We start from the raw sequence: 20,299 nt of genomic DNA, 5'->3' as shown, positions 1-20,299 counted from the left end.
CTCATCGATGACACATATGATTACCCGAATGTTGGCTGGCGCTGTGCTGATAGCAGGCAGCACGCTACCGGTATTGGCCGATCAGGGCAAGATGGTGACCCTGGCGGATGTGACCCAAGGGGATGCTGCCGCCAATATCTGGGTCAGCGGCACGGTGGCGAGTCGCCAGCAAGCGGCGCTCAGCGCCGAAGTGAGCGGCCGGGTGGAGTGGATCGCCGAATTTGGCAGCCGGGTCAAAAAAGGGGACGAGCTGCTGCGCCTCGACAGTACGGCGCTGCGCCTCTCGCTGGAGCAGGCTCGCGCCGAGCAGGCGAAATGGCAGAGCAACCTGCGCTTCGCCCGCGCCGAATCCCAGCGGATCACCCGGCTGCACCAGCAAAAGAGCGCCTCCCAGAGCCAGTACGACAAGGCCAGTTACGATGTGGAGCAGGCCGCGCTGGCCGAGCGACTGGCCGCCATACAGGTAAACCAGATTGAAGAACAGCTGCGCCGCAGCCACATCTATGCCCCGTTCGACGGGGTGGTGAACAACCACTTCATCCAGCCCGGCGAGCATGTGGACGCGGGCGAGCAGGCGCTGGAGCTGGTCAACCCGGATCAGCCGGATATCCGCCTGCAGGCCCCCATTCTCTGGGCCCAGCAGCTGGCGCCGCAAACCCGGCTGCGGGTGGAGGGGGAGCAGTTGAGCGGTCACGGCGTCTATTACCAGCGGGCCGCCAGCGCCGATCCCAAATCGCGCCTCATCGAGCTGCGCCTCAAACCGGAAGCGGGCAACTTCATCATCGGTTCGCCGGTACGGGTTGCCCTGCCACTGGGGGATCAGCAGAGCATGCTGCTGCCCCGGGACGCTCTGGTGCTCGGCACCGATGGCAGCGTGGTCTATCAGGTGGCGAGAAGCGGCAAATCGCTCAAAGTGAATCGGGTGCCGGTCACCGTGCTGTTTGGCGACAGCCAGCAGGTGGCGGTGAGCGGCGCCCTCAAGCAGGGGGATCGGGTGGTGGTGCGCGGCGCGGGCAGCCTGCAGGATGGCGACACCATAGCGCTGTTCAAGGGCTAACCACGCTCGACGCAGGCTGGCCAATCTTTGCCCGCTTGACCCGGGACATACAGCCAAACGGGCCACAGTTTGCTATCTTGGCGGCCATCACTCGCGTTTAGAGCAATCAACACCCATGAGCATTATTTTGGGCATCGATCCGGGATCGCGGATCACCGGATACGGGGTTATCCGGGTCGTGGGCGGCAAGGCCGAATACCTGGGCTCTGGCTGCATCCGCACCGATTGCGGCGAGCTGCCGGAGCGCCTCAAGCAGGTCTATGACGGGGTATGCGAGATCATCACCCAGTTCAAACCCACCGAGTTTGCCATCGAGCGGGTCTTTATGGCCCGCAACGCCGACTCGGCCCTGAAACTGGGGCAGGCCCGGGGCAGCGCCATCGTCGCCGCGGTCAACGCCTATCTGCCGGTGAGCGAATACTCTGCTACCCAGATCAAGCAGGCAGTGGTGGGCACTGGCGGTGCCGCCAAGGAGCAGGTGCAGCATATGGTGACCCATCTGCTGAAACTCTCCGCCACCCCGCAGGCGGATGCGGCGGATGCCCTCGGCGTCGCGCTCTGCCACCTGCACACCCGCCAGAGCCTGATCAAGATGGCCGGCCGTGCCAGCAGCTCGGTACGTGGCCGCTATCGCTGAGCCCTTGTGTCGTCCACGACTCATCTCGGTATCGCAAAATAAAAAACCGCCCCGTAAATCCGGGGCGGTTTTTTATATTTCCCCACATAACGGGGCCATCACTGATGGCCCCGTTATGTTTCTCATGTTGAATGAATTTACTCTACACCACCTCCCCCAGTGCGCTGATCAGAGCGTCGAGTCCTTGATCTACTTTCGAGCGCGGGCAGCCGACGTTGAGGCGGATATAGCCTGTGCCTTCCGGGCCGTAGGTGTCGCCGCGCATGATGGCGACCCGATATTTCTCCACCAGCAAGGCTTGCAGCGCATCCATCCGTTCGGTGGAGTCGATGCCAAGACCGCGCAGGTCAATCCAGGCGAGATAGGTTCCCTCGGGCACCCGATAGTCGATGGCGGGGAAGGCGGCGTTGAGCCGCGCCGCCACATGGGCGAGATTGCCGTGCAGGTAGGCTTTCAGGACATCGAGCCAGGCAGCCCCGTCCCGATAGGCGCTGATATGGGCCAGCACCCCGAGAATGGGGGGCGATGAGAGGCCATGGGCTGCCTTGAGCCGCTGCAGATAGGCGGCCCGCGCCGCTGCGTTGGCGATAAAGGCGTAGGCTCCGCCAAGGGCGGGAATATTGAAGGATTTGGAGCCCGAGCTCACCAACGCCCAGTGATCATCTTGCGCTACTTCGCTCCACGGCAGGTAGCGGGCAAAGCTCACATCCATATGGATGTCGTCCGAGATGACCTTGACCCCGTGGCGCAGGCAGATGGCGGCCATCCGGCCGAGTTCATCCCGCGTCCAGACCCGGCCGGTGGGGTTGTGGGGGCTGCAGAGCAGCAAAATCCGGCAATCGGGGCGAGCCGCTTGCTGCTCGAAACATTGCCAGTCGATCTGGTAACTCCCCTCTGATTTTTTGAGCGGGCAAGGCAGCAGCACCCGATCGTTGGCAGCCAGCATATTGCCGAAGGCGTCGTAGGCGGGGGTATGCACCAGCACCCCTTCCCCCGGCGCCGACCAGAGGCTCACCAGCTGGGCAATCACATAGATGACCGAGGGGCCGTAGACCAGCGTCTCGGGGTCGAGGCTCGCGCCGTAGCGGTGGGCAAACCAGTCGCTCACCGCCCCCTTGAAGTCGTCGTGATTCCAGCGGCTGTAGCCAAATACCCCGTGTTCGAGCCGCGTTGCCAACGTCTGGCGAATGCAGGGGGCAGTCTCGAAATCCATATCGGAGATGGTAAAGGGGAGCAGGTCGGCGTGGCCAAAACGGTCGGCCACATAGTCCCACTGGGTGCAGTAGGTGCCGTGGCGGTCGACCACATGGTCGAAGTCATAAGTATCGTACATGAAGTTTCTCCCTCCATAAACAGGAGACATATTGGGAGAGGCAAACAAGGGGGGCTTGCGCCCCCCGTTCGGATCTTATTGGCCGGTTCAGGCCCCCATCAGGCTCTGCAGCTGGTTTTTCACCAGATGCACCTGCGGGCCGATCACCACCTGCAAGTTGTGCTCGTCGAGCTTGATCACCCCGATGGCACCGTTCGCCTTCAATACCTTGTCATCGACCCGGCTCATGTCCTGCACCGACATCCGCAGGCGGGTGATGCAGTTATCGAGCGCGAGGATGTTATCGGCGCCGCCCAGGGCGTTAAGGATGATTTCACCGTTGTAACCGCTGTTGCCTGCCTTCTTGCCTGCGGGCTGGGCAGTCTCGCTAGTTTCGATCTCGCGGCCAGGGGTCTTCAAGTTAAAGCGCACGATGGCGAAGCGGAACACGCTGTAGTAGATGGCAAACCAGATGGCCGCCGCGACCGGCACCAGATACCACTTGGTGGCGGTGCCTTGCAGCACGCCGAACACCAGAAAATCGATGAGGTTACCATCGGTGTTGCCGATGGTGACGCCGAGCAGCCCCATGGTCATAAAGCCCAGACCGGTCAGGATGGCGTGAATGACGTAGAGCACCGGTGCCACGAACAGGAACAGGAACTCCAGCGGCTCGGTGATGCCGCCGATGACGCAGGCCACTACGCCGGAGACCAGCAGCGCCTTGATCTTGCCGCGATTTTCCGGGCGAGCGCAGTGATACATGGCGAGCGCCGCACCCGGCAGGCCGCCGAGGAAGGCAGGCATCTTGCCCTGCGAGAGGAAGGAGGTGGCTGAGACCGAGAAACCGGAAGTGTCAGCGCAGGAGAGCTCGGCGTAGAAGATATTGAGGGCGCCGCTCACCTCGTGACCGCATACCAGCTGGGTGCCGCCCGCTTCGGTAAAGCGGATCAGCGCCACCAGAATGTGGTGCAGGCCGAGCGGCAGCAGCAGACGCTCACCGGTACCGAACAGGAAGGGGCCGAAGGGACCGGCGTGGGAGATGAGCGCCCCGATACCGTTGATGCCAGCGGCAAACCAGGGCCAGGCGAACGGCACGACCAGACCGACTACACCCAGCACCAGCACAGTGATAATGGGCACGAAGCGGGCACCGCCGAAGAAGGCGAGCGCATCGGGCATCTTGTAGGTGTAGAAACGGGCGTGGAGCTTCGCGACGATCACCCCGACGATGATGGCCCCCAGAATCCCAGTGTCGATGGAGCTGATGCCGAGGATCGATTTCACCCCGTAGGCCTTTTCCGCCGCCGCGTCACCGATGACGTTGGCCACGGTCAGGTAGAAGTTGATGGAGAGGTTGAGCGCCGCATAGCCGACGAAACCGGCAAAGGCCGCGACCCCCTTCTCTTCTCGCGCCAGCCCGAGCGGAATGGCCACCGCAAACATCACCGGCAGATAGATAAAGGCCACCAGCCCCACCTTGGTCATCCAGAGGAACAGCAGTTGCAGCACGGTATTGTCGAGGAAGGGCATGCTCTGCTTGACCGCATCGCTGGTGAGCGAGCTGCCGACACCGAGCAGGATGCCCGAGAAGGCCAGCAGGGCGACCGGCAACATAAAGGTCTTGCCGAGGCTCTGCAGGAACTCCCAGATGGTGGATTTGGCTTGAGGCTTGGCCATGAAACGGCTCCTTGTGAATAGACAGCAATATCTGCGGCGGCCCTCCCCCGCTCGAGGCAATCTCGAAGCAAAAGGCGCGGGTCAGCATCAGGTTTTGCTGGATGATAAAACGTTTTATCAACTTACAAGTGCCGACAGGATCACAGAATAAGGGGGCTGGCTGGCAGAAGGATCCAAATTTGTGAGCCGGATCGGCCCAATGGTGATGTAACGTTTCACTTGAGCATCTGAGCAGGTATGCTGGGGCCTCGCTTTCAACTGTCCGTCGTCCGTTCGCCCTATGTCGCCCAAATCCCTCTCTGCCAAAGCCACCAAGATCACCGATGTCGCCCAGCGGGCGGGAGTGTCGGTCACCACCGTCTCCATGGTGCTTAACGGCAAGGGACGTATCTCGCCGGCCACCGCCGAGCGGGTGCAACAGGCGATAAAAGAGCTCGACTATGTGCCCAACAGCGCCGCCGCCAACCTGCGCAGCCAGCAGTCCAATCTGGTGGGGCTGATCCTGCGCGACATCACCGACCCCTTCTATACCGAGGTGACCGCCGGGGTGAGCGAGGTGCTGGAGCAGCAGGGCTATCTGCTGTTTCTGACCCAGTGCGGGCACAGCCCGGAGCGGCTGCAGCAGAGCATCCACTCCCTGTCGCGCCAAGGGGTGGCGGGCATCATCTTCAATCCGGTGCGCGGCGCGGCGGCCAAAACCCTGGAGACCCTGCTCGATTCCGAGCTGCCGGTGGTGTGCGCCGCCCGCTCCTACTATCGCGATGACGTGGACTTTATCGGCCCCGACAACACCCACGCCGCCAAGCAGGCCACCACCTACCTTATCGAGCAGGGCCACCGCCATATCGCCTACGTCGGCGGGCGAGCCGACTCCCTCACCCGTGCCGAGCGCATCGGCGGCTACTGCGCCAGCCTGCTGCAATATGGCCTGCCCTTCAAACCTGAGTGGGTACTGGAGTGCGAGCGCACCCAGCGCAGCGCCGCCGACACCATCGCCCAGCTGCTGCACCAGCACCCCAAGGTGACCGCCGTGCTCTGCCACTACCCCGAGGTGGCGCTCGGCGCCATCTATGGCGTCGAGGCGAGCGGCCGCACCGTGGGCAAGGACAACTACATCGGCCAACAGGTGGCCCTGCTCGGCTTTGACGATGTGGCGGAGGCCGAACTCACCTCCCCCGCACTCACCTTTGTCAGCTCACCGGCCCGCGAAATCGGCCGTCAGGCGGCAAGGCGCCTGCTGACCCGGATGCAGCAACCCGAGCTCGCCCCCAACCGCCATATCATCACCCCCAATTTGCAGAAGCGAGAATCAGCCTGAACTAGCTGGGCAAGCCTGCTGCCACCATATCATCACCACTCACCAGCAAACCGCAAAAGCGGGCACCGACCAGAAGCACACGGCTGCGGCGCGCGGGCAAATAACAAAGAGGGGACGCAAAATGTGAGGCTGCTCACTGCGCTGGCAAGGAGAGATTGAGAGCCAAGTGAAGAGGAATATGATGGGCGCCTGCCTCACTTCACGAGCCCATTTATGAGCCACCCGCACGACCAGAACCCGCCGAGTGAAATTCATCGCTGTGACAAATGTGGCGAGCGTACCCGCCATATCGTGGTGCTGGTCGCCCGCGATCACAGCCAGGACATCATGCCCAAGGATCCGCGCAAAGCCTTCTGGCAAGCCTTTACTTCCAGCAGCATCACCAACTGGGCGTTTGGTGAAACACTGGCCTACCAGACCACCCATGTAAAACATCTAATTTGCGAACACTGCGGGGAGAAGTTTCTGGAGTATTAAGTGGCGATTGTACCCGGCAAGATGTGAAGCTCTGTCTGCGGTCACTGTCCCAAGTGGGCGAGTAGCCGCCACTTAATAAGTAATTTATTGATCTTTGGCAGGTTTTTGCCCGACTGCGGTTTTACCCTGCCCCTCTCTCGACTAATATGCTCCACTTGGCAACCACTCTTGCAGAGATAACCCTGTGCAGCCGTTTCGCCATCCACCACATCGCCGGATAACCGCAGCAGGCTGGAGGCTGTAATCCACGGGCGGTAGCGTGGTGTTTGTAGGTTGACGCAGAGCGAAGCCCAATAAGTAATATTTTGATAAAACATTCGCGAACGTCCAATTACGTTTTGCTAATTAAAGTTACGTTTCCATCTTGGATATAAAATGAATATATTTGAAACTGTAATACTTGGTGTTGTAAGTGGAGTCATCACTGCGGCATTCTTATATCTCATTAGTTTATTTTTTATAAACCATTTTATTCCATGGTATCAAAAAACGATTTATAAAGGTGTTGATATAAGTGGGACATGGGTTGCTGAAGTTACATCAGCATCAGGAATCACTGCAAGCATGGAGATGACTATTCATCAAAATGGCCATTCAGTGAAAGGTGAATCAACAATTGTCCAAGGACGAGATCCAAGTAATCTAACACAGGTATCTAATTTATCTATGAGTGGCCATATATGGGAAGGATTCATTACTCTCAATCAACAGAGCAAAGATAGAACAAGATTATCTTACTCAACCTCTTTACTACAAGTTCTTAATGGAGGTATTAGACTAAACGGGGTTTATTGCTTCCGCTCTATTATCACAGACAAAATAGAGTCTTTGGAAATAAAATGGGTTCGTAAGGAACAGAACTCAAATTAAGGCCAGCAGAGTCGAATAATGAAGCGTATTCGGACATTCTTGAAATAACCTTCTACTCTCCAAACTCCAAACGTTTTATTATCGAATAAGCAAAACAGAGGATCGTATGGATAACACTATCTTGCAAGCTATCAACATTGGTTTTCATAACGCAAAAGAAAAAACCCAAAAAAAAGAAGAAATCTCTAGCCAACTAATATCATCCATTTTCGTTCATGAGGTCGCAAGTTCTATTTATACTGTTTGTTTTGAAAGAAATGGAAAACTTAAAGTTATTGGGGTTAATGATAAATATGAAAAAATATCCGGAGAGTGGCTTGTAGATAGTTGCATCGTTGATTATCAACATAGTTTCATAAAAAAGATTACTTTTGCCCTTGAATCAGAGAGCAATACTAGTAAACGAGCCTTCAATGAAGATTTTGCTAAAATAATACATTTGAATGCAGAATATAAGCTATATCTAAATGGTACTAATCAAAAAACAGAAAAAGGAACTTATAGATACATAGATGAGCGACTGCGATACGCAGAATCAGTTTTAAAAGATATGTTGATAAATAATTTATATTTAGCTTTTTGGCCATCACCAAGAATAGATGCAACCCATGAAAACATCCGTTCCTCATTATGGAAAAATTTTGATAAGTATCCACATTTAAATACCATTCACCTTTATAAATACACAGACGGTAAATTCGTAAAGGCATGATGGTAATGGCATAGCCAGTAGGTTCGAATAGAGCAGCATATTCGGACATTCGCGTCATCACCTCTACTTTCCAGCCTCCAGATATCTGTTCCAGAAAAGAGCACTCATAGATGAAACGCATTCTGATTATTGGTAACTCGGGATCGGGCAAGAGCTGGTTGGCAGCTCGATTGGCTGAGGGGTTAACTATCCGCGAGGTCAATCTGGACACCATTGTCTGGCAGCCGGGCGGCTTTAACCAAAAACGGCCCCAGCATGAGATTGATCATGCCATTCAAACACTTGCTCAAGAGCCATCATGGGTGGTCGAAGGGGTATTTGGTGCCCTGGCCGAGCAACTGCTTGATGCCGCTGATACCCTTCTCTTTCTGGATCTCGACTGGTCAGTATGCCGTGATTCACTGCTATCGCGTGGATCACAAAGTGCCAGGCAACGGGATGCAGTGGCAGCCGAAAAGAGCTTTCAACAACTGCTGGTGTGGGCATCGGAATATGGGCAGCGAGCCGGTAAAAGCTCCCGCCAATTCCATCGCGAGCTGTTTGATCGATTCCCAAACGACAAGCACCGTTTCACGACTCGGGCAGAAGTAAATAGCTATCTCACGCACCTGACCACTCATAGCTAACGGGGTAGAGGATGACGCAACAGGAGTTGGCGAAAATGGGGGGCGCTTCGGTCAATATCCAGCTGCTGGATGGCAAGCCCTGTATCAGAAAAAGCTGCGCATCGCCTGTCGAGCGCCATTTCTACCAACGCGCCGCACTGCATTTGAGCGGGCTCAACACTCCTTCCCTGCTCAAGGTCGAAGGGGAGACCCTGTTCCTTGAGCAGATCCCTCATCCGGTCACGCTCACGCAGCTGCACCACAACGAACAGACCTTTGCTCAGCTGGCCTGCCTGCATAACGCCAACTATCAGCCCGACTTTGCGGTGAAAACTCACGGCTGGTCGCTCGCCGACACCAACGAGGCGCTCTCTGTACTCTGCCTGCCGGAAGCGGTAAACGAGAAGATCCGCCATATCCAGCAAGTCGGCCACGAACTATTCGAGGAGTCATACCTGATTTCGGGAGATAGCAACGAGGGAAACTGGGGCACCCGCGACAATGGTGAGCTGGTGTTGTTTGACTGGGAGCGATTTGGTTATGGTAGTCCGGCCATCGATCTGGCCCCGCTGGTGCCGCGGATGGGTTCGCTGGCTGAATATGAAACCATCATTGAACGCTATCTGCGCCACAGTTCGCTGCTCTCTGGCGACCGGTTGCTCCGCCATCTCGTCATGGCCAAGTGCTGGCTGATTATTGAGGTCACCAATCTGCTGACCAGAAGAGAGAAGCCGCAGGCACAGCAATATCTGGAGTGGTATCGGCAACAAGTTCCCAACTGGCTGGGGTCGGTGGCGCATATGGTGTAATCCGCAGGTTCGAATAGCGCAGCGTATTCGAACGTTCGTGTTATCACCTCTCTCTTTTCGGCCATCCCTCTCTTGCCACCACACTTTCTTCCCAAACAACGCCCCTCTGCGCTCGCCCAGCCAATGCGATTGGCCTCCGCCATCAGGCGCATAAAAATCCTAATCCGCCCGACGAAATGGCGACTTTTTGTGAGAAGGGTCACATCTGATAACGCCTTAAAACCACATATAAATCCAGACCCTGCTGGTGATTAATTTATTGACATGACACATTACAAACCTGGCTACGAGACCAACCACAATCCATTTATTTGTTTTTAAAGACAAAATTAGCAATAACCTGAAAATGGTGAGTCCTGCCTGAAAACGGGATCTTCATCACATCGCGTTTTACTGCGCACAAAAATCCAGTGATTAGCACATTTGTCCGATAGGGATGGGGCGAGCGAGCCACGATAATGAACAGGTCATTTTTATCCAGTACGTCGATACGTACTCACGCATAGCTTCCGTCACCGGAAGCGGGGAGAGCGCCATGATCACCACCTTGATCAATGAACATCTGATCAACCTCGATTTGAAAGCGACGCGTAAGGAAGAGGTCTTCACCGAAATGGCCCGCCTGCTGGCGTCGCAAGGCAAAGTCAGCAACGAGCAGGCCTTTATCAAGGATCTGTGGGCCCGCGAAGAGCTGGGTAACACCGGCTTTGAAGAGGGCGTGGCCCTGCCCCACGCCAAGAGTGCGGCGGTATGCAATCCGGCGGTCGCCATCGGCATCAGCCGCAACGGCATCGAGTACGGCGCCGAAGATGGCAAGCCGTCCCACATTTTCTTTATGATCGCCTCCCCCGATGGCGGCGCCAACCACCATATCGAAGTGCTGGCCGAGCTCTCCGGCAAGCTGATCGAAGAGGGCTTTATCGCCAAACTGCTGGCGGCAAAAACCCCGGCCGATGCGCTGGCGCTGCTGCTGACCAAGAAAGAGGAGCAGAGCGCGGCCCCGACCACCAGCAAAGGCTTTATTATCGGTGTCACCGGCTGCCCGGCCGGTATCGCCCACACCTATCTGGCGGCCGAGTCGCTGGAGCGCGCCGCCAAGGAGCTGGGTTATGAGGTGAAGGTGGAGACCAACGGCTCCATCGGTGTCAAGAACAGCCCGACCGCAGACGAGATTGCCCGCGCCACCGCCATCGTGGTCGCCTGTGACAAGCAGGTGGACATGGCCCGCTTCGCTGGCAAGCCGCTCATCAAGACCGGCGTAAAAGCCCCCATCAAGGATGGCAAGGGTCTGATTGAGCAGGCGCTGAAAGCCCCCGCCTATGTGGCGGACAAGGATGAGAAGAAGGGTGACGAGAAGCGCGCCAGCGGCGGCAGCTCGGCTCTCTATCGCTACCTGATGAACGGCGTATCGCACATGATCCCGTTCGTGGTGACCGGTGGTCTGCTTATCGCCCTGTCACTGGCCATCGGCGGTAACCCGACCCCGAGCGGCATGCAGATCCCGGAAGGGAGCATGTGGAACCAGATCCTCAACGTGGGCGTGGCCGCCTTCACCCTGATGATCCCCATTCTGGCGGGCTATATCGCCTACGCCATCGGTGACCGTCCGGCACTGGCGCCGGGCTTTATCGGCGGCTGGATCGCCAACAACGGCAGCTTCTACGGCGCTGATGCCGGGACCGGCTTTATCGGTGCCATCATCGCGGGCCTGTTGGTCGGTTATCTGGTGCGCTGGATTGCCACCCGTCAGTACCACAAGATGGTGCAACCGCTAGTGCCGATCCTGATCGCCCCCATCATCGGGTCGCTCTTTATCGCTGCGGTCTTTATCTTCATCATCGGCGCCCCGATTGCCGACATGATGACTGGCCTGAACGCCATGCTGCTCTCCATGAGCGGTGGCAGTCTGGTGCTGCTGGGTATCGTGCTGGGTGGTATGGCTGGTTTTGATATGGGTGGCCCGGTCAACAAGGTGGCCTTCCTGTTCTCGGTGGGCATGATTGCCTCCGGTCAGACCCAGTTTATGGGTGCCATGGCCTGCGCCATCCCGGCTGCCCCTCTTGGCATGTCGCTGGCGACCGTGCTCGGTCGCAAGCTCGGTATCTTCGATGCCTCTGAAATCGAAGCGGGCAAAGCCGCCGGTGCCATGGGTCTGGTGGGAATCTCCGAAGGGGCGATTCCGTTCGCCGCCCGTGACCCGCTGGCCGTTATCCCGGCCAACATTCTGGGCAGCATGACCGCCGCCGTGATGGCCTTCCTGTTCGGCATCACCAACAGCGTTGCCCACGGTGGCCCCATCGTGGCCCTGCTGGGCGCCGTCAACAAGCCGCTGCTGGCCCTGCTCTGCATGATCTGCGGCGCCATCGTCACCGGCGTGGTCGCGGTTGCCCTGAAAAAGCTGCGAGTCAAAAAGAGTGACGAGGTGACCCTGGCCAAGGTGGCCTGAGTCCCCCCTCGCCATCGCGGCTCGTCGAGCATAAAAGAGGCCACCCCACGGGGTGGCCTCTTGTTTTTTGGGGATAGCTGGCGAGCCGTATTTCCCAATATCGCCCCCGAGAAATGGTGGTCAACAAGCACTCGTCCTCGTCTCTCCCTTCACCTCTCTCCTTGCCTTTCCCTGGCTCCCTTCTGGCCTCTCCCCTCCTCAACCCAACACTCACACAGCGCGCCAAACTGGCTGAAATGGCAGCAATCCGGCGTCAGCGGTGTGATGTTTCTCACGCTTTGTCCGCGAAAGCGCAAAAACTAGGAAAATTTCCTAGCCCCACTAGGGATGGCTCTCAAGCCATTTTTTGCCCCTCTTATTAGAGTCACCCCACCTGATGTCGTGACCCGCACCGCGACGGGCAATGCGCCCCGTCATCCCGTGCCGGGCCCGGGTTTATATGGATGGAGCGTCGAGCGCAGCAACGGCTGACAGCCCCGACGTTCCGTTCCCCCTTCCGTGGCGTGACCTCGAACAACCTATCTACAAATGAGGGGCGCGGCGGAAATACCGTCTATCTCGCAGAGGATGAACGAAGATGTTGAAATTGCTCCAACAGGTCCGGGTCCCCACCCTCGACCTGCCGGTCGAAGCCCGGCGCAAGCTCTGGTTCAAGCCGTTTATGCAATCTTATCTGGTTGTATTTATTGGCTATTTGACCATGTATCTGATCCGCAAGAACTTCAACATTGCGCAAAATGACATGATCCAGGAGTACGGTCTCTCCATGACCGAGCTTGGCATGATCGGCCTTGGCTTCTCCATCACCTACGGGGTGGGCAAGACCATCGTCTCCTACTACGCCGATGGCAAGAACACCAAGCAGTTCCTGCCGCTGATGCTGATCCTCTCCGCGCTCTGCATGCTGGGCTTCAGTGCCAGCATGGGCGGCACAGGTTTTAGCCTCTACTTCATGATCTTCTTCTATGCCCTGAGCGGTTTCTTCCAGAGCTGTGGCGGTTCCTGCAGCTACTCCACCATCACCAAGTGGACCCCTCGCAACAAGCGCGGCACCTATCTCGGTATGTGGAACCTCTCTCACAACGTGGGCGGTGCCGGTGCGGCCGGTGTGGCGCTGTTCGGTGCCAACTACCTGTTTGATGGCAACGTGCTCGGCATGTTTATATTCCCCTCCATCATCGCGCTGATCGTCGGCTTTATCGGCCTGCGCTTTGGTAGCGATTCACCGGAAGCCTATGGTCTTGGCAAGGTGGAAGAGCTGTTTGACGAAGTGGCGAGCGAAGAAGATATCGCTACCGAAGAGCAGAAGCTGACCAAGTGGCAGATCTTCGTGAAGTACGTGCTGCTGAACAAGGTGATCTGGCTGCTCTGCTTTGCCAACATCTTCCTCTACGTGGTGCGTATCGGTATCGACCAGTGGTCCACCGTCTATGCACACCAGGAGCTGGGCTTCTCCAAAGACGTGGCTATTCAGGGCTTTACCTTCTTCGAAGTGGGCGCTCTGGTCGGCACCCTGATGTGGGGTTACCTCTCCGATCTGGCCAACGGCCGTCGTGGTCTGGTTGCCTGTGTGGCGCTGGCGCTCATCATCGCGACTCTGGGTCTCTACCAGCATGCGACCACCCAGTTTATGTTCCTGGGTTCCCTGTTCACCTTGGGCTTCCTGGTGTTTGGTCCGCAGTTGCTGATCGGCGTGGCCGCCGTGGGCTTCGTCCCCAAGCAGGGCATCAGCGTGGCCGATGGCGTCAAGGGCACCTTTGCTTACCTGATTGGTGACAGCTTCGCCAAACTGGGTCTGGGCATGATCGCCGATGGCACCCCCATCTTCGGTCTGACCGGCTGGACCGGCACCTTCGCGGCGCTGGATATCGCAGCCGCCGCCTGTCTGGTGCTGATGGGCTGTGTCGCGGTCGCCGAAGAGCGCAAGATCCGCCGCATCAAGCGCGAACTGAAAGCCGCCGAACTGGCCGCCCAGACCGCCTGATAGCCATCACATCAGACGCAGATTGTTCAGGGCCACCCACAGGGGTGGCCCTTGTTGTTTAGAGCAACCAGATACCCGACTGGCCCGGCATGAGCCTGCACTGCCGTTCAAGGGGCAGGCATATCCCCATCAAGATCCCACTTTTCATATGCGCTTTTGGTAAAAGCACCCCGCTGGCGCTATCTTGTTGCTCCCCCTTGTCAGCATCACAGAGAGCAGATGAAGATCGTCGCCGTCACCGCTTGCCCGACCGGTATTGCCCATACCTATATGGCTGCCGATGCCCTGCAAAAAGCAGCCACTGGGCTGGGACTCAAGATCAAGGTCGAGACTCAGGGCGCCATGGGCATGGAGAACATGCTGACCGCCCGCGATATTGCCAGCGCCGACCTGGTGCTGATTGCCTCCGATATCGAGATTGAGCAGAAGGAGCGCTTCCTCGGCTGCACCATCCATCAGGTGAGACTGGAAACCGTGCTGCTGGATGCCAACGCCGTACTCAAGGCCCTGCCGATCCCGGCCTAATGCTGACCCGCGAAATCACCTTCTACTGCCAGCAGGGGTTGAGCATCACCCAGGCCAAGCAGTTGAACCGGCTGGCGGGGATGTTCAAATCCACCATCCGCTGCGCCAACCTCACCCGGCGCCAGACCGTTGCCGCCAGCAACCAGCTCTCCCTGTTGACCCTCGCCACTCAGCCCGGCGATCTCTGCCAGTTGCAAATTGAAGGGTGCGATGCCGAGCTGGCCCACATGGCCTTCACCTGCTGGTGCGGCGAACTGGGTCAACCGCTGGTGCGCCCGCGCACCGCCGCGCTGGCGGAGTTGCGACTGGCCAACGCTCTGCCCGACTACCATTTTGCCCTGCGCCAGCTGGCCCATAGCCCCAAATCGCTGACCAAGGCCGAAGCCCTCGAGCATCTGATCGATCTGTTGCCCGACGAGCTGGTCACCGACCGCGCCACACTGACCGCCGCGGTGGAGCGGCGCGAGCAGGTCTCGGCCACCATCATCCGCCCCGGCCTTGCCATGCCCCATGTATTGAGCGAAGGGATCAGCCAGCCAGCGCTGACCCTGCTCAATTGCAAGGAGCCCATCGAGTGGGGCTCTCAAATCGGGCCGGTGCAGACCATTATTCTGCTGGCGGTGCCGGTTGGTAGCGGACGGGAGACCCTGCGCCCCCTCACCCGACTGGCGCAGGCGATGATCGACGATGTGGTCAGCCACGCCCTGCTGTTGGCGGGCTCGGCCCCCGCCCTTCAGGCTATCGTGATCGAGAGCCTGCTGAGCTAGGCGAATTGGCTCTGGGCGCTGCTTGCTGTAACGCCAGCCATTCATCCTGCCCTCAGCACCCTGTGGTACACTCGCTGCCATCGTCTGTCTGAAGTGTGTATCCGATGAAATCTCCCCGCTCCCGTCTCTCTGTCAGCCGCGCGCCGCGCGATTACGCCCCGCGCACGGCGGCCAAACCAGCCGCACCCCGCCATGCATCCCCCCGCAAACCGGAGCTGGCCCCAGAGGATCGCAAATTGCTCCTGCTGAACAAGCCCTACATGGTGCTCTGCCAGTTCACCGACGAGGCGGGCCGCGAGACCCTCAAGGATTACATCAAAGAGCCCGGCATCTATGCCGCAGGGCGGCTCGATCGCGACAGCGAGGGGCTGCTGCTGCTCACCAACGATGGCAAGCTGCAGGCGCGCCTCACCCAGCCGGGGGAGAAGACCCCCAAGACCTACTGGGTGCAGGTAGAAGGCATCCCGAGCGAGGAGAAACTGGCCGCCCTACGCGCCGGGGTGGAGCTCAATGACGGCATGACCCTGCCCGCCGGGGCGCGCATCATGGATGAACCTGCGGTGTGGCCGCGCAATCCGCCGATCCGCGATCGCAAGGAGATCCCCACCAGCTGGCTGGAGATCAAGATAGTGGAGGGGCGCAACCGCCAGGTACGGCGGATGACCGCCCATATCGGCCACCCCACCTTGCGCCTTATTCGCTACGCCATCGGCGACTGGACGTTAGATGGTCTGGCCCCCGGCGAGAGCCGCGCCCTGCCCGCTCCCGAGTTGGCGCCAGCCCCGCGCAGGGCACAGGCACCCAACAAACCGCGCAGTCAGGGCACGGGCAGCAGCAATCCACGCGCTTCCCAACCGACCCGAAGCCCGCATGGTCAGGGCCAGCGGCGCGACAGCCGTGACGCGAGCCCCCGCCCGGCCAATCGCAGCGGCGGCCGTGGTACCGCGCGCCGACCGGCCCGCAACAACCCCTCGAAGTGACGCGCAGCCCGCTGGCAATCGAACAGTAAAGAACAGCGCTGAATCGAGCCCCCGCTCCGGCCGGGGCCAAACCGGTAACGAGACAAGGAGTCCTTATGAGCGATAACCTTTCTGCATCGCAGGAAAAAACGCCGCATGAGCGCATGCAGGCCAGATTGACGGTTGCCGCGCTGGTGCAGTGGCAGGGCCGCTTTCTGGTGGTGGAAGAGGAGATAAAAGGCCAGCGCCGCTTCAACCAGCCCGCCGGCCATGTGGAGGCCGGTGAAGATCTGCTCACCGCCGCCTGCCGCGAGCTGAAAGAGGAGACGGGGCTGACCGCCACGCCTACCTCCTGGCTTGGCACCTATCTCTACAAACCGGCCGACAGCGAGGCCACCTATGTGCGCACAGCCATCATCTTCGACCTTGAAAAAGCGCCGGGTCAGCACCATCCAGAGGATCCTGACGGCGATATCCTCGCCTGCCACTGGCTCACCCTGGAGGAGATCGCCGAGTGCAAACCGGCCCTGAGAAGCCCGCTGGTGTGGCAGTGCATCGAGGATTATCTGGCGGGAACACGCCTGCCGCTCTCGGCACTCAAGGCCTTTATCCAGAGCTAGGGACAGAGCAGGCATCCGCTGGCAATCGCCACAAGAAAAACGATTTCCTGTCGCAAGGTTCCTGATGGGGACAGTGGCATGGAGATGTGACCGGGGGCGCAAAACTCTGGTAGAATACGCCCCGTTTAAACGAACTGGTAACTTCGACTAATGACAGACAACAGCCAAATCAAGGTGATCGTCGGCATGTCCGGCGGCGTGGATTCTTCCGTCTCGGCCTACCTGCTCCAGCAGCAGGGCTATCAGGTCGAAGGCTTGTTCATGAAGAACTGGGAAGAAGACGACACGGACGAGTACTGCTCTGCCGCCCAGGATTTGGCTGATGCCAAGGCCGTCTGCGACAAGCTGGGGATGAAACTCCACACTATCAACTTCGCGGCCGAGTACTGGGACAATGTGTTCGAGCACTTCCTCGAAGAGTACAAGGCTGGCCGCACGCCAAACCCGGATATCCTGTGCAACAAGGAGATCAAGTTCAAGGCGTTCCTCGAATTTGCCGCCGAAGAGCTGGGTGCCACCTACATCGCCACCGGCCACTATGTGCGCCGTGACGACAGCACCGGCCGCCCGCGCCTGCTGCGCGGTCTCGATACCAACAAGGATCAGAGCTACTTCCTCTATACCCTGAGCGAGAAGCAAGTGGGTCAGAGCCTGTTCCCGGTTGGCGATCTGGAGAAGCCCGAGGTGCGCCGCATCGCCGAGCAGCTGGATCTCATCACCGCCAAGAAGAAAGACTCCACCGGTATCTGCTTTATCGGCGAGCGCAAGTTCAAGGACTTCCTGGCCAAGTTCCTGCCCGCCCAGCCCGGTAAAATCGAGACCGTGGATGGCAAGGTGATCGGCGAGCATCAGGGTCTGATGTATCACACCCTGGGCCAGCGCAAGGGGCTCGGTATCGGTGGTCGAAAGGATGCCACCGAAGAGGCCTGGTATGTGGTCGACAAAGAGGTCGAGCGCAACGTGCTGGTGGTGGCGCAGGGCGAGCATCCTCGCCTCTACTCCGATGGCCTGATTGCCAGCCAGTTGCACTGGGTGGATCGCACTCCCATTCGCGAGCCGCGTCGCTGCACCGTCAAGACCCGCTACCGTCAGCAGGATATCCCCTGCCTGATCCAGCCCATCGACGACGAGACCATCCGGGTCATCTTCGACGAGAAACAGGCTGCGGTGACCCCGGGCCAGTCCGCCGTCTTCTACGACGGGGAAGTGTGTCTGGGCGGCGGCATCATCGAACAACGTTTCAGCCATCCGGTTTGAATCCTTAACAGAAGGCAGCAGACGTGAGCGATAAATTCCAAGACAGAACAATGGCCTTTGCCGGCATCTGCCAGGCCGCGTATCTGGTGCAGAAGGTGGCCCGAGACGGCAGCTGTGACGAGGCTGCCCTGCGCGAGAGCCTCTCCAGCATTCTGGTGACCAACCCGAGCCACCCGCTCGAGGTGTTCAACAATACCCATCTGGCCATTCGCGACGGCTACCGTGCGCTGGTCGAGCAGCTGGGTGCCGACGGCAGCCAGAAGAATGCCGAGCTGACCCGCTATGTGGTGAGCCTGATTGCGCTGGAGCGCAAGCTGGCCAAGCGCAAGGACATTCTCAACATGCTGGGTGAGCGGATCAGTCAGATCGGTCGCCAGCAACAGCACTTCGATCTGCTCGACGAGCAGATCCTGGCCAACATGGCGAGCATCTACAGCGACCTTATCAGCCCCATCGGGCCGCGCATTCAGGTGGCAGGCACCCCGCTGTTCCTGCAGCAGCCGCTGGTGCAGCACAAGGTGCGCGCCCTGCTGCTGGCAGGCATCCGCGCCGTGGTGCTGTGGCGCCAGCTCGGTGGCAGCCGCACCCAGATCATCTTCGCTCGCAAGAAGATGGTGGAACTGGCCAAGCGTTACTAATCATTGGCTTGCGCGCAGGCAGAGGGAGGACAAGGTGAACAGCCGCACATCAGCCTTGATACACCCCGACCGGCGCGCAAGTGAATACGGATCCCCCACACCAATCATCAGGAGTTCACCCCATGGAGCTGTCCGCGCTGACTGCTGTTTCCCCGATTGACGGTCGTTATGGCGACAAGGCCGATGCCCTGCGCCCTATCTTCTCCGAATTCGGCCTGCTGCGTTTTCGCGTTGAAGTCGAGGTTCGCTGGTTGCAGAAACTGGCCAGCCACGCCGGGATCCCGGAAGTCCCTGCCCTGAGCGCGGCCGCCAACGCCCTGCTCGACGGCATCGTCAGCAACTTCAACGAGAGCGACGCCGCCCGCATCAAACAGATCGAGCGCACCACCAACCATGATGTGAAAGCGGTGGAGTACTTCCTCAAAGAGAAGGTTGAAGTGAACCCGGAGCTGGCGGCTGTCAGCGAGTTCATCCACTTCGCCTGCACCTCGGAAGACATCAACAACAACTCCCACGGTCTGATGCTGAAAACCGCCCGCGAAGAGGTCATCAAGCCTTATTGCGAAAAGCTGATCAGCGAGCTCAAGCGTCTGGCTCACGAGTACCGCGATATGCCGCTGCTCTCCCGCACCCACGGCCAGCCGGCGACCCCGAGCACCATGGGCAAGGAGATGGCCAACGTCGCCTACCGTCTGGAGCGCCAGTTCAAGCAGATCATGGCGGTGGAGATCCTCGGCAAGATCAACGGTGCGGTCGGCAACTACAACGCCCACCTCAGCGCCTACCCGGATGTGGACTGGCACCAGTTCTCCGAGGAGTTTGTTACCTCCCTGGGTCTGACCTGGAACCCCTACACCACCCAGATCGAGCCGCACGACTATATCGCCGAGCTGTTCGACGCCATGGCCCGCTTCAACACCATCCTGATCGACTTCGACCGCGATGTGTGGGGTTACATCTCCCTGGGTCACTTCAAGCAGCGCACCATCGCGGGGGAAATCGGCTCCTCCACCATGCCGCATAAGGTCAACCCCATCGACTTCGAGAACTCCGAAGGCAATCTGGGTCTGGCCAACGCCGTGTTCCAGCATCTGGCGAACAAGCTGCCCATCTCCCGCTGGCAGCGTGATCTGACCGACTCTACCGTACTGCGCAATCTGGGCGTTGCCATCGGCTATTCCCTTATCGCCTATCAGTCCACCCTCAAGGGTATCTCCAAGCTGGAAGCCAACGACACCGCCATGGCCGCCGACTTGGATGCCAACTGGGAAGTGCTGGCCGAGCCGATCCAGACCGTGATGCGCCGCTACGGTATCGAGAAGCCCTACGAGAAGCTCAAAGAGCTGACCCGTGGCCGCCGTGTCGATGCCGAAGGAATGCGTACCTTTATCGACACCCTGGCGCTGCCGGAAGCGGTCAAGGTTGAGCTGAAGAAGCTGACCCCGGCCAACTACATCGGTGACGCCCAGCGTCTGGTTGACCTGCTGAAATAAGCGGATAAATGACACTACCGGGGCCCTGTGCATGATCTGCAACAGGGCCCCGGTTATTTTATGTGGCACCCTATACACGGTTTGCAAGAGGGCTTGCCCGAGGCCGGCAGCCGCCTGTGGCAAGACCTCTCCT

General features: G+C 58.9%; 19 protein-coding genes. 17 read left to right on the top strand and 2 right to left on the bottom strand.

What is annotated here, in order from left to right; all coding sequences use genetic code 11:
- The first annotated feature begins 7 nt into the window (after positions 1–7).
- Positions 8–1,057, top strand: a complete 1,050-nt coding sequence (locus G5533_RS05690; RefSeq protein ID WP_266134033.1) for an efflux RND transporter periplasmic adaptor subunit — start codon at positions 8–10, stop codon at positions 1,055–1,057.
- A 115-nt stretch (positions 1,058–1,172) separates the two neighbouring features.
- Complete coding sequence (ruvC, locus tag G5533_RS05685; protein WP_005334512.1) at positions 1,173–1,694, top strand: crossover junction endodeoxyribonuclease RuvC; 522 nt, start codon at positions 1,173–1,175, stop codon at positions 1,692–1,694.
- A 142-nt stretch (positions 1,695–1,836) separates the two neighbouring features.
- On the opposite strand, the gene G5533_RS05680 is transcribed toward ruvC, so the two are convergent.
- Both G5533_RS05680 and malX read right to left on the bottom strand, forming a co-directional pair.
- Positions 1,837–3,027, bottom strand: coding sequence for a MalY/PatB family protein (locus tag G5533_RS05680; RefSeq protein ID WP_441254592.1), 1,191 nt, complete (start codon positions 3,025–3,027; stop codon positions 1,837–1,839).
- 87 nt (positions 3,028–3,114) lie between these two features.
- Positions 3,115–4,686 carry a maltose/glucose-specific PTS transporter subunit IIBC gene (gene malX / locus G5533_RS05675; RefSeq protein ID WP_139430288.1) on the bottom strand — a complete coding sequence of 524 codons (1,572 nt, stop codon included), beginning with the start codon at positions 4,684–4,686 and terminating at the stop codon, positions 3,115–3,117.
- A gap of 280 nt (positions 4,687–4,966) precedes the next feature.
- On the opposite strand from malX, the gene G5533_RS05670 reads away from it, so the two are divergent.
- From G5533_RS05670 to purB, 15 genes are all read left to right on the top strand, one after another.
- Positions 4,967–6,004 carry a Mal regulon transcriptional regulator MalI gene (locus G5533_RS05670; protein ID WP_005344074.1) on the top strand — a complete coding sequence of 346 codons (1,038 nt, stop codon included), beginning with the start codon at positions 4,967–4,969 and terminating at the stop codon, positions 6,002–6,004.
- Between the two features lie 213 nt (positions 6,005–6,217).
- On the top strand, positions 6,218–6,481 hold the full coding sequence (locus tag G5533_RS05665; protein ID WP_158112176.1) for a hypothetical protein: 264 nt from the start codon (positions 6,218–6,220) through the stop codon (positions 6,479–6,481).
- A gap of 375 nt (positions 6,482–6,856) precedes the next feature.
- The gene (locus G5533_RS05660; RefSeq protein WP_133249542.1) at positions 6,857–7,351 is read left to right on the top strand and encodes a hypothetical protein; all 495 of its coding nucleotides are present in this window, start codon (positions 6,857–6,859) and stop codon (positions 7,349–7,351) included.
- A 106-nt stretch (positions 7,352–7,457) separates the two neighbouring features.
- The gene (locus tag G5533_RS05655) at positions 7,458–8,063 is read left to right on the top strand and encodes a hypothetical protein (RefSeq protein WP_133249543.1); all 606 of its coding nucleotides are present in this window, start codon (positions 7,458–7,460) and stop codon (positions 8,061–8,063) included.
- A 110-nt stretch (positions 8,064–8,173) separates the two neighbouring features.
- Positions 8,174–8,689: an AAA family ATPase gene (locus G5533_RS05650; RefSeq protein ID WP_319919186.1), complete on the top strand. Its 516-nt coding sequence runs from the start codon at positions 8,174–8,176 to the stop codon at positions 8,687–8,689.
- Between the two features lie 11 nt (positions 8,690–8,700).
- Positions 8,701–9,477, top strand: coding sequence for a phosphotransferase family protein (locus G5533_RS05645; protein WP_234922378.1), 777 nt, complete (start codon positions 8,701–8,703; stop codon positions 9,475–9,477).
- A 535-nt stretch (positions 9,478–10,012) separates the two neighbouring features.
- The gene (locus G5533_RS05640) at positions 10,013–11,923 is read left to right on the top strand and encodes a PTS fructose transporter subunit IIABC (protein WP_441254591.1); all 1,911 of its coding nucleotides are present in this window, start codon (positions 10,013–10,015) and stop codon (positions 11,921–11,923) included.
- A gap of 577 nt (positions 11,924–12,500) precedes the next feature.
- Complete coding sequence (gene uhpT, locus G5533_RS05635) at positions 12,501–13,907, top strand: hexose-6-phosphate:phosphate antiporter (RefSeq protein ID WP_005334609.1); 1,407 nt, start codon at positions 12,501–12,503, stop codon at positions 13,905–13,907.
- A 219-nt stretch (positions 13,908–14,126) separates the two neighbouring features.
- Entirely contained in the window at positions 14,127–14,432 is a 306-nt protein-coding gene (locus G5533_RS05630; protein ID WP_005334611.1) for a PTS fructose transporter subunit IIB, read from the top strand.
- Entirely contained in the window at positions 14,432–15,199 is a 768-nt protein-coding gene (locus G5533_RS05625) for a PTS sugar transporter subunit IIA (protein ID WP_421353869.1), read from the top strand. Before G5533_RS05630 ends, G5533_RS05625 begins: the two co-directional genes overlap by 1 nt.
- Before the next feature lie 104 nt (positions 15,200–15,303).
- Positions 15,304–16,179: a 23S rRNA pseudouridine(2457) synthase RluE gene (rluE, locus tag G5533_RS05620; RefSeq protein WP_441254590.1), complete on the top strand. Its 876-nt coding sequence runs from the start codon at positions 15,304–15,306 to the stop codon at positions 16,177–16,179.
- Between the two features lie 95 nt (positions 16,180–16,274).
- Positions 16,275–16,778: an NUDIX hydrolase gene (locus tag G5533_RS05615; RefSeq protein ID WP_421172556.1), complete on the top strand. Its 504-nt coding sequence runs from the start codon at positions 16,275–16,277 to the stop codon at positions 16,776–16,778.
- A gap of 150 nt (positions 16,779–16,928) precedes the next feature.
- Positions 16,929–18,035 carry a tRNA 2-thiouridine(34) synthase MnmA gene (gene mnmA / locus G5533_RS05610; RefSeq protein ID WP_005353619.1) on the top strand — a complete coding sequence of 369 codons (1,107 nt, stop codon included), beginning with the start codon at positions 16,929–16,931 and terminating at the stop codon, positions 18,033–18,035.
- Between the two features lie 23 nt (positions 18,036–18,058).
- A complete protein-coding gene (gene hflD / locus G5533_RS05605) occupies positions 18,059–18,673 on the top strand; it encodes a high frequency lysogenization protein HflD (RefSeq protein WP_129503561.1) in 615 nt (204 codons plus the stop codon).
- 122 nt (positions 18,674–18,795) lie between these two features.
- Positions 18,796–20,166 carry an adenylosuccinate lyase gene (gene purB / locus G5533_RS05600; protein WP_441254589.1) on the top strand — a complete coding sequence of 457 codons (1,371 nt, stop codon included), beginning with the start codon at positions 18,796–18,798 and terminating at the stop codon, positions 20,164–20,166.
- Positions 20,167–20,299: the final 133 nt, after the last annotated feature.

Source organism: Aeromonas sp. A600620, from assembly GCF_029479985.1.
In the GTDB taxonomy this organism is placed as follows: domain Bacteria; phylum Pseudomonadota; class Gammaproteobacteria; order Enterobacterales; family Aeromonadaceae; genus Aeromonas; species Aeromonas veronii_A.
The sequence above is the reverse complement of the archived record's forward strand: the minus strand, read 5'-3'. Positions and strand labels throughout refer to the sequence as shown.